Here is a 10208-nt window from a genome sequence, read left to right as displayed (position 1 = left end):
TGATGGTTAACAGAAATAAGAAGGTGGAAAAAAAAGCATAAATGTTGATAGATGTGAACTAATAAAAAATGTTTTTAAAATCATCAACATTTTTGGTTTTTTTTCGATGGTTTTTCAACAGTTTCTTTAGGAGTATTTAATTATTTCCACAGTCACTTTTATTTTTGGTTTAGTTAGTATCCCAAAATTTTTGTTATGTTTTTTAACGAAGGTTCAATATTTTTCTGAAATATAGCATCGTTATTTTTAATCGCACAATCCGGATCTTTTAATCCATTTCCTGTTAATACACAAACTATTGTTGATTCTTTTTTTATTCTGTTTTTATTTTTAATAAGTCCCGCCACTGAAGCTGCGCTTGCTGGTTCACAGAAAATACCTTCTTTTGCAAGCATTTTATAAGCTACAATAATCTCTTCGTCAGTTACAGATTGAAAATCTCCTTTACTTTCTTTTTTAACGATTTTTGCTTTATCTCTATTTACAGGATTTCCAATTCGAATAGCTGTCGCGATTGTTTCAGGATCTTGAACTATAATATTTTTCACTAAAGGTGCAGATCCTTCAGATTGAAATCCCATCATTAATGGCAATTTTAAATTTTTCTTAATTTTTGCATATTCTTTAAAACCCAACCAATAAGCGGTTATATTACCCGCATTACCCATTGGTATACATAGCCAATCAGGAGCAATACCTAAGTCATCTACTATTTCAAATGCTGCAGTCTTTTGACCTTGTATTCGGTAAGGATTTACAGAATTTACAAGATTAATCGGATATTCGGAAGACAACTTCCTGACAATTTCTAAAGCTTTATCAAAATTACCTTGTATAGATATGATTTCTGCTCCGTACATTAAAGCTTGAGCAAGTTTTCCTTGAGCTACATATCCATCTGGAATTAATACATAAGATTTTAAACCACCTCTTGAAGCATAAGCCGCTGCAGCTGCAGAAGTATTTCCTGTACTAGCGCATATTACCGCTTCACGTCCTTCCTCCTTTGCTTTACTTATCGCCATCGTCATACCTCTGTCCTTGAAAGAACCAGTGGGGTTAAGACCATCATATTTTAAATAAACTTTAGTATCGTTTCCAATTAAATCACTAATTGATTTGCTGAGAATAAGAGGAGTATTTCCTTCATTTAAGGATATGATGGGAGTTTTAGAGGAAACTGGTAGATATTGTTTATATGCATTGATTAATCCTGGCCATCTTTTTTTTCTGTAATTAAAAGAAAATTTGTTTTTAATTTTATTTAATATTGACATAGTTACTTAATTGTTTTGATCTTTTCTAAGGGCTTGCTAGTAAAGAAATCTAATAATTCTGATATTGATTGTACTTTATTCATAACTTTACTCAAAGCGTTTACGTTTAAAATAACAGTTTTAGTTGGATAACTTTCAAAAAAACTTACAAGATTTATTTTTCCGTTCCCAGTATATAAACCTTTTATAATACTAGATCTGAGGGCTAACATACCTGTTCTTTCATCATTGGTGTTAGGGGTGTGAAGTATAGATGAAAGTCTATTTAAAAAAACATTACCTATTTCGGAATATACTAATTTACTTGCAATAGTTATAGGTATTTCAAATTCGTTATTTAATATTGATTGAATCTTTTCATCTGAAGAATCAGTTGCATTTAAAATTTTTCTTAATGATTTTGATGAATTACCGCTTTCAGCGAAAGTTTTTAAAGAATCGACAGTTACTGTTCTTGAAAAAATACTGTATATAATTTTAATTTTTTCCGCAGATTGAGCTTTTGGAACATTAAAAAATATTTGATTAATAAATAATATTAAAAAAATTCTAGGAAATAAACTTTTTGAAAATTTCATTTATATTGTTGAACCAGCAGCAATTTTTACAAGCCTGACTACACCTTTTTCTGTCACCTTTTTCGCTATTTTAAAACTCATTTCTTTTGTATATGGTTCACTTATAAGTCTTGGCATTCTTTTTAAAAAGATATCAATAGAATAACCTGGTATCTTTTGTATGATTTCTAAAAAGTTTTTGAAGGGTTCAATAGACAATATTAAATCATTTAAATTGTTGTTTTCTTTATCAACATTTAATTTTATTGATTTAGGAAGGAAATTATTGACGCTTTTTAATAACTTCAAGCCTATCAAATCTATTTGGCTAGTTAAACCATTAATAATCTCATCTCTTAGAAATCCCCCTTTTGGAGAAAATAGAAGATTTATAACTTCATCAAGAAGTTTTTCTAAATCGAGGTTCGTTTGTTTTGCAGCATTAGAGAGTAAATCTTCTAATCTGTCCCATTTAAATTGTTTTTTATCAAAAAGCATTTCTTTTAAACTTTCTCTTAATTGAGGATCAGGGTCTTCCATTAATCTTCTTGCAAAATAAGGATAAGCTGCACCAAGTATTTTAAAATCAGGATCTACACTTAAAGCAATTCCTTCTAACGTTAGTAGAGATCTAATTATAAGAGCATAATATGGAGGTAACTGAAAGGGAAATTTATACATTACCCCTGACATGTCGTCAGTTACACTTTTGAAATCCATTTTTGATACACCAAGTTCTACTGCATTTACAAATACATCTTGAAAAGCTGGAACAATAGGTTCAAGATTAACTTCTTTTGAAAGAAAACCTAACTTAACAAAATCTTGGGATAATTTATCAAAATTTTTATTTACAAGATGAACTACTGCTTGAATTAAACCAGATCTGGAACTCCTAGAAACTTCACTCATCATCCCGAAATCTAAATAACATAATCTGCCATCTTTTAAAGCTAACAAATTTCCTGGATGTGGGTCAGCATGAAAAAATCCATGCTCTAATAATTGCTCTAAACTACATTGCACTCCAATTTCAATCATTTCATCAGGATCAATTCCTAAATTTTTAACGCCCTCAAGATTAGTTAGCTTTGTCCCATCTATCCATTCCATTGTTAAGACTCTTCGTGAAGTAGTTTCTTTATAAATTTTTGGTACAGCAATTTTTGAGTTATGGAGATGCAGATTTCTAAATTTTTCAGCATTTTCAGCTTCATTTAAATAATCCATTTCTTCAAAAACTCTCTTTCCTAACTCATCAATTAAAGCGACAAGATCACTTCTTATAAGTCCAATATTATTTTTTAACCAATTAGCAATATTCCTAACTATATATAAATCAAGTGTGATTTGTTCTCTTAAACCTGGCCTTTGAACTTTTACAGCTACGATTTCTTTATTCTTTAGAACAGCTTTATGAACTTGTCCTAAAGATGCTGCAGAAATAGGGTCTTTATCTATGGTTAAAAAAATCTCATCAATTTTTTTATTTAAATCTTCTTCTATTAATTCCATTGCTTTATTTCCATCAAATCCTGGTAATTGATCTTGAAGTTCAGAAAGTTCTTCAAGAAGAATAACAGGAATAATATCTGGTCTGGTTGATAAAGCTTGCCCTGCTTTAACGAATGCAGGCCCTAATTCTACTAATAAATTCGTTAGTTGTTTTGCTCTAAATCTTGCTTTTGATTCTTTTTTTAATTGTCCTGTTAATTTATCCCATCCAACTGAAATAATATATAAAAATATTGGGATTAAGGTCTGCCAAAGTCTTTTTAATAGTCGACTAGGATTTTTTTGATAAATTTTTGAAATTATTGCAGGATCATATTTTAGTAATCCTGATGCTTCTATAAAATCTTTATAATCTTCATTCATAACTTTATTTATTTAAACCCTTTTATTTTCCTCAAAAAGGAGTTAATTTTTTTGTATGAAAGAATTATCATGTTAATACAATTAACTTTAAAAAATATTGCCTTAATAGAGATTATAGAAATTAATTTCGAAAAAGGTTTGAATATTTTTACTGGAGATTCAGGATCAGGAAAATCCTTGATTTTAGACTCCTTAAATGTTTTATTCGGTGGATCTAATATACCTTTAAATCACTTAATACGTCCAGGAAAAGAAGAATGTTTAATCGAGGCGAAATTTTCAAATTCTTCTCAAGTCACTGATTGGTTTTCGAAAAATGGTTTTTATAAAATCTCAGGAGAAATATTCGTAAAAAGAAAATCTTACATAAAAAATAATAAAATTCTTTCAAAATATACTATAAATAATTTTTCTATCAGTAAAAAGCTTTTGGAAGAGTTAGGTTTATTATTAGTAGATTTTGCTGGACAATCTGATAGCGTTTTATATGATAATCAAGACTATAGAAGATCAATAATTGATGATTTAGGTTCCAAAGAATTAAAGACGATAAATTTTGAAATTAAAAATATGTGGCAAGAATTTCAGAATCTTAGAAAAAGAAGACAAGATATGATGCACTCATATAAACAGAAAGAAGAAAATAATTTTGTAATTAAAGAGATGTATAAAGTATTGGAGGAAGCTAATTTAAATTCAGGTAATGAAATTTTTGAATTACAATCAAAGGAACTGCGACTTTCGAATAATTTTGATATCAATAACTCTATACAATTATCACTTGATAATTTAAATAGCTATAAAAATGAGGCTCCATCAATTAGTTATTTAATTGCTCAATCAATAAAACAATTAAGCAAAGTAGTTCAATATGATTCAAAGATTAAAGATTTATATGAAAATTTGATGAATATTCAAAGTGATGTAGAAAATTTAATTTTTGCTTTAACAGAATATTCGGAAGAACTTGAGAATGAGGATATTAGTTTGGAAGAAATTCAAAAAAGATTATTTTATTTGCAAAATTTAGAGCGAACTTTTTCTTTAGAACTACCAAAATTGATTTTGAAGAAAGATGAATTAAAAAAATTTGTAGATACAAATTTATTTGAGGAAGAGATTAAGACGTTGGATATTCAAATTAATAATTCGCAAGCTAATTTAAATACTCTTTTTGAGGTGCAGTCTTTTCAAAGAAGAAAAACTGCTTATCAGCTTCAAGATTCTGTAATTTCTATTTTGAAAAATTTAGGTTTAGAAAATGCAGATTTTTCAATTAAATTCTCAAAAGTTACAGCTTCTTCAGAAGGCAATGAAAATATAGACTTCCTTTTTTCTGCAAATCCTGATCAAAAGTTGGCTCCATTATCTAAAGTTATTTCTGGTGGTGAAATGTCAAGATTTTTATTAGCAATAAAATCTAGCATTTCTCAAAAACCTAACACTTTTTTCTTAGATGAAATTGATAATGGTTTAAGTGGAAAATCATTACATTCTTTAGTGGATTTAATAAAATTGACTGCACAGGAAAGGCAGGTTTTGTGTATCACTCATCAGCCTTTTTTAGCAGCAACCGGCAATACTCATTTTAAAGTTAAGAAAAATGTTATTAATGGAATAACCTTTACTTCTATAACGAAATTAATTACTAAAAAAGAAAGACAAAATGAGTTAATTGAACTTATAGGTGGCGGTTTTAGTGAAGCAAATAATTATGCATCGACACTTATAGATAGAGCAGCCGCATAATTTAAAAAATTTACACTATAATAAGTGTTCTTTAAATCATTTTAAGATTTAAGCATGGTTAAAAAAAATATAGGTATTAATGAAGATAATTCAATTAAGATTCGAGGCGCTCGACAACATAATTTAAAGAATATAGATCTAACTCTTCCAAGAAATAAATTTATTGTTTTTACAGGTGTTAGTGGAAGTGGTAAGAGCTCTTTGGCTTTTGATACTATTTTTGCTGAAGGACAGAGGAGATATGTAGAAAGTCTTTCTGCTTATGCAAGACAATTTTTAGGTCAAGTTGATAAACCAGATGTAGATAATATTGAGGGCTTATCCCCTGCTATATCCATAGATCAAAAATCAACGAGCCATAATCCTCGATCAACTGTTGGAACTGTAACTGAGATACAAGATTATTTAAGATTATTATTTGGTCGAGCCGGAGAACCCCATTGTCACCACTGTGGTCTACCTATTGCTCCGCAGACAATTGATGAGATGGTTGATCAAATAGTTTTGCTGCCCGAAGGAACAAGATATCAATTACTTGCACCTGTTGTGAGGGGTAAAAAAGGAACTCATGCAAAATTACTTAGTGGATTAGCAGCAGAAGGCTTTGCTCGAGTAAGAATTAATGGTGAGGTAAGGGAACTTGCAGATAGTATTGAACTAGACAAAAACCATACTCATAATATTGAGGTAGTAGTTGATCGATTGATTGCGAGAGAGGGAATTCAGGAAAGATTGAATGACTCTTTACAAACTTGCCTTAAAAGAGGGGATGGACTCTCTATCGTAGAAGTTGTTCCAAAAAAAGGCGAAACTCTACCTCCGAATCTAGATAAAGAAAAGTTATATTCAGAGAATTATGCATGTCCAATTCATGGATCTATTGTCGAAGAGTTGTCTCCAAGACTATTTTCTTTTAACAGTCCCTACGGTGCCTGCCCTGATTGCCATGGTATTGGATATTTAAAAAAATTTACTGCAGATAGAGTAATACCTGACCCTTCTTTACCTGTTTATGCTGCCATAGCTCCTTGGAGTGAAAAAGATAATACTTATTATTTTTCATTACTTTATTCAGTTGGCCAAGCTTATGGTTTTGAATTAAAAACACCATGGAAAGATTTGAGTGATTTACAAAAAAATGTTTTACTTTCTGGTTCTGATAAGCCAATCGTAATTCAAGCTGATAGTCGTTTTAAGGGTACTAGTGGTTTCGAAAGACCTTTTGAAGGAATCTTGCCTATTTTAGAAAGGCAATTAACCGAAACTAATGGAGAATCAGTCAAGCAAAAGCTTGAAAAATATTTAGAATTAGTCCCTTGTAAAACATGTTCTGGTAAAAGATTAAAACCAGAAGCACTTGCCGTTAAGATTGGGCCTTACAGTATTACTGATTTGACCTCTATAAGTATCTCAGAAACTTTATTTAATATCGAGAAAATAATGGGGTTAAGTAAAAATATAAAAGAAAATATTTCTTTATCCGAGAAACAAAAACAAATAGGTGAACTAGTTTTAAAAGAAATTCGCCTGCGTTTAAAGTTTCTTATTAATGTCGGTTTAGATTATTTAACTTTAGATAGACCAGCAATGACTTTATCAGGAGGAGAAGCACAACGTATAAGATTAGCAACTCAAATTGGAGCTGGCTTAACTGGTGTTTTATATGTATTGGATGAACCTAGTATTGGTTTACACCAAAGAGATAATGATAAATTACTGGAAACTTTAAAAAATCTCAGAGATTTGGGAAATACTCTTGTTGTTGTTGAACATGATGAAGATACTATGAAATCAGCTGATTACTTAGTGGATATTGGACCAGGTGCAGGAGTTTATGGAGGGGAAATTATTGCAAAAGGTTCATTTGAAGATGTTTTAAATTCAAAGAAGTCATTAACTGGAGCATATCTCAGTGGAAGAAAATCGATTCCTACTCCTAAAGAACGTAGATCTTCAGTCAAGAAAAGTTTAATTTTAAATAACTGCGTTAAAAATAATTTAAAAGATATATCAGTTGAATTTCCTTTGGGCAGATTAGTTTCCGTAACCGGAGTGAGTGGAAGTGGAAAAAGTACATTAGTTAATGAATTATTACATCCTGCGCTTAGTCATTCTCTTGGTTTAAAAGTACCTTTCCCTAAAGGTGTTAAAGAGTTAAAAGGGATAAAAGCTATAGATAAGGTAATTGTTATTGATCAATCTCCTATTGGAAGAACTCCTAGATCAAACCCTGCAACTTATACAGGGGCTTTTGATCCAATTAGACAGTTATTTACTGCGACTGTAGAAGCTAAAGCCAGAGGTTATCAAGCTGGGCAATTCAGCTTTAATGTAAAAGGAGGTAGATGTGAAGCTTGTCGAGGACAAGGAGTAAATGTAATTGAAATGAATTTTTTACCCGATGTCTATGTTCAATGCGATGTATGTAAGGGAGCTCGTTTTAATAGAGAAACTCTTCAAGTTAAATACAAAGGCTTTAATATTTCTGATGTTTTAGAAATGACTGTTGAGCAGGCTGCAGAAACTTTTTCCGCGATCCCTCAAGCAGCTGATAGATTATCTACATTAGTTGATGTAGGTCTTGGTTACGTGAAGTTGGGCCAGCCAGCTCCAACACTATCTGGCGGCGAAGCACAAAGAGTAAAATTAGCAACTGAATTATCTAAAAGAGCTACTGGAAAAACTTTATATTTAATTGATGAGCCAACAACTGGGTTAAGCTTTTATGATGTTCATAAATTAATGGATGTTATTCAACGTTTAGTAGATAAAGGTAATTCCGTAGTTGTCATTGAGCATAATTTGGACGTTATTAGATGTTCAGACTGGATAATTGATCTTGGACCTGATGGAGGTGATAAAGGTGGAGAAGTTATAGTTGAGGGTACACCTGAAGATGTTGCGAAGCATCCAATAAGTTATACAGCTAAATATTTAAAAGAAGCTTTAAATTAAGCTTATAATCAGTTATATTTCTTCGTATTGTTAATATTTAATTTGTAAAATTATTTTTTTTTTAAGTGGTAAAAAATTAATGATAGTTTGACTTTTAGTAGTTATAACTTTTTTAAAATAAAAAATCATAATGTTTTCTTTATATTTCTACGTTAATATATATCTTATTAGTAATAGGGTAATTTGAAATCCTAAATTAGTTTGAAATTTTTATATTTACATTTGCATGGTTTAATACGTTCTAATAATCTTGAATTAGGTAGAGATTCAGACACTGGTGGTCAAACGCAATATGTTTTGGAATTGGTAAAAAGCTTGGCTAATACTTCAGAGGTTGATCAAGTTGATATAGTTACACGTCTCATTAAAGATAGTAAAATTGATAGTTCTTATTCAAAAAAGCAAGAATTTATTGCACCGGGAGCACGAATTTTAAGATTTCAATTTGGACCCAATAAGTATTTAAGAAAAGAATTATTTTGGCCTTATTTAGATGAATTAACTCAAAATCTTATTCAGCATTATCAAAAATACGAAAATAAGCCAAGCTTTATCCATGCTCATTATGCAGATGCTGGCTATGTGGGCGTTAGATTAAGTCAAGCTTTAAAAGTACCTTTTATTTTCACCGGGCATTCTTTAGGAAGAGAGAAAAAAAGAAAATTACTCGAGGCTGGTTTAAAAATTAATCAAATTGAAAAGCTTTACTGTATAAGCGAAAGAATTAATGCAGAAGAAGAGTCTTTAAAATATGCGGATATCGTTGTGACAAGCACTAAACAAGAATCTGTATCTCAATATTCTCAATATCACTCTTTTTCATCCGAAAAATCAAAAGTTATTGCTCCTGGAGTTGATCATACTAAGTTTCATCATATTCATTCAACAACCGAGACCTCTGAAATTGATAATATGATGATTCCTTTTTTGAAAGATATAAGAAAGCCTCCTATTTTGGCTATTTCTAGAGCAGTAAGAAGAAAAAATATTCCTTCTTTAGTAGAAGCTTATGGACGATCAGAAAAATTAAAAAGAAAAACTAACTTAGTTTTAGTTTTAGGTTGTAGGGACAATACATTTAAACTTGATTCTCAACAAAGAGATGTTTTCCAAAAGATTTTTGAAATGATAGACAAATATAATTTATATGGAAAAGTGGCCTATCCCAAAAAACACTCTCCAGCAAATATTCCTTCTATATATAGATGGGCAGCTAGTAGTGGAGGAATTTTTGTCAATCCTGCATTAACAGAACCTTTTGGATTAACATTACTTGAAGCTTCTTCATGTGGTTTACCAATTATTGCTACAGATGATGGAGGTCCTAATGAAATTCATGCAAAATGTGAAAATGGCTTATTAGTAAATGTAACTGACATTAATCAGTTGAAAATTGCTCTTGAAAAAGGTATTTCAAATAGTTCTCAATGGAAGTTATGGAGTAGAAATGGAATCGAAGGAGTCCATAGACATTTTAGTTGGAATACTCATGTCAGAAATTATCTATCAATCTTGCAAGGCCACTATGAAAAATCGACAATAGTTTCATCATCAGGAATTAAAGAAAGTTGTTTGAAAGGTAGTTCCTCACTTATAAAACCCCATTGATCAAAAATTTGTGGATCAGAATGAATGATTAACTGATGCTTTTGCGTTTTTTTTAATTTAAAGCCTTTTTCAGATAATTTTTTTATTAGCTTAGCTGTTTCTTCAAATCGAGATGCCATTGCATCAAGACTGACACAGTCACTTGTTAAGCCATCATCCTTCCAAGTAAAGAAACTCATACTTA

Annotated in this window: 7 protein-coding genes; 3 read left to right on the top strand and 4 right to left on the bottom strand. The window is 30.5% G+C overall.

Translation table 11 applies throughout. The features are described 5' to 3' along the window. Positions 1-173: 173 nt before the first annotated feature. Genes thrC through TX50_RS09150 form a run of 3 tightly spaced genes read right to left on the bottom strand, consistent with a single transcriptional unit; the run spans position 174 to position 3712 of the window. Complete coding sequence (gene thrC / locus TX50_RS09160; protein WP_011133343.1) at positions 174-1277, bottom strand: threonine synthase; 1104 nt, start codon at positions 1275-1277, stop codon at positions 174-176. Positions 1278-1279: 2 nt separating this feature from the next. Continuing rightward, positions 1280-1855: an alpha/beta hydrolase gene (locus TX50_RS09155; RefSeq protein ID WP_011133342.1), complete on the bottom strand. Its 576-nt coding sequence runs from the start codon at positions 1853-1855 to the stop codon at positions 1280-1282. Beyond that, entirely contained in the window at positions 1856-3712 is a 1857-nt protein-coding gene (locus TX50_RS09150; RefSeq protein ID WP_011133341.1) for an ABC1 kinase family protein, read from the bottom strand. A 69-nt stretch (positions 3713-3781) separates the two neighbouring features. On the opposite strand from TX50_RS09150, the gene TX50_RS09145 reads away from it, so the two are divergent. The 3 genes from TX50_RS09145 to TX50_RS09135 all read left to right on the top strand — a co-directional run bounded on the left by TX50_RS09145 (position 3782) and on the right by TX50_RS09135 (position 10024). Further along, positions 3782-5461 carry an AAA family ATPase gene (locus tag TX50_RS09145; RefSeq protein WP_011133340.1) on the top strand — a complete coding sequence of 560 codons (1680 nt, stop codon included), beginning with the start codon at positions 3782-3784 and terminating at the stop codon, positions 5459-5461. Between the two features lie 54 nt (positions 5462-5515). Further along, positions 5516-8416 (top strand): excinuclease ABC subunit UvrA, encoded by a 2901-nt coding sequence (uvrA, locus tag TX50_RS09140; protein ID WP_011133339.1) that lies wholly within the window; start codon positions 5516-5518, stop codon positions 8414-8416. Positions 8417-8611: 195 nt separating this feature from the next. Further along, positions 8612-10024, top strand: a complete 1413-nt coding sequence (locus TX50_RS09135) for a glycosyltransferase (protein ID WP_036930715.1) — start codon at positions 8612-8614, stop codon at positions 10022-10024. Here the strand turns inward: TX50_RS09135 and TX50_RS09130 are convergent. Continuing rightward, entirely contained in the window at positions 9940-10203 is a 264-nt protein-coding gene (locus TX50_RS09130; RefSeq protein WP_011133337.1) for a hypothetical protein, read from the bottom strand. The genes TX50_RS09135 and TX50_RS09130 overlap by 85 nt on opposite strands. Positions 10204-10208: the final 5 nt, after the last annotated feature.

Source organism: Prochlorococcus marinus subsp. pastoris str. CCMP1986, assembly GCF_000011465.1.
Taxonomy (GTDB): Bacteria; Cyanobacteriota; Cyanobacteriia; order PCC-6307; family Cyanobiaceae; genus Prochlorococcus_A; species Prochlorococcus_A pastoris.
The sequence above is the reverse complement of the archived record's forward strand: the minus strand, read 5'-3'. Positions and strand labels throughout refer to the sequence as shown.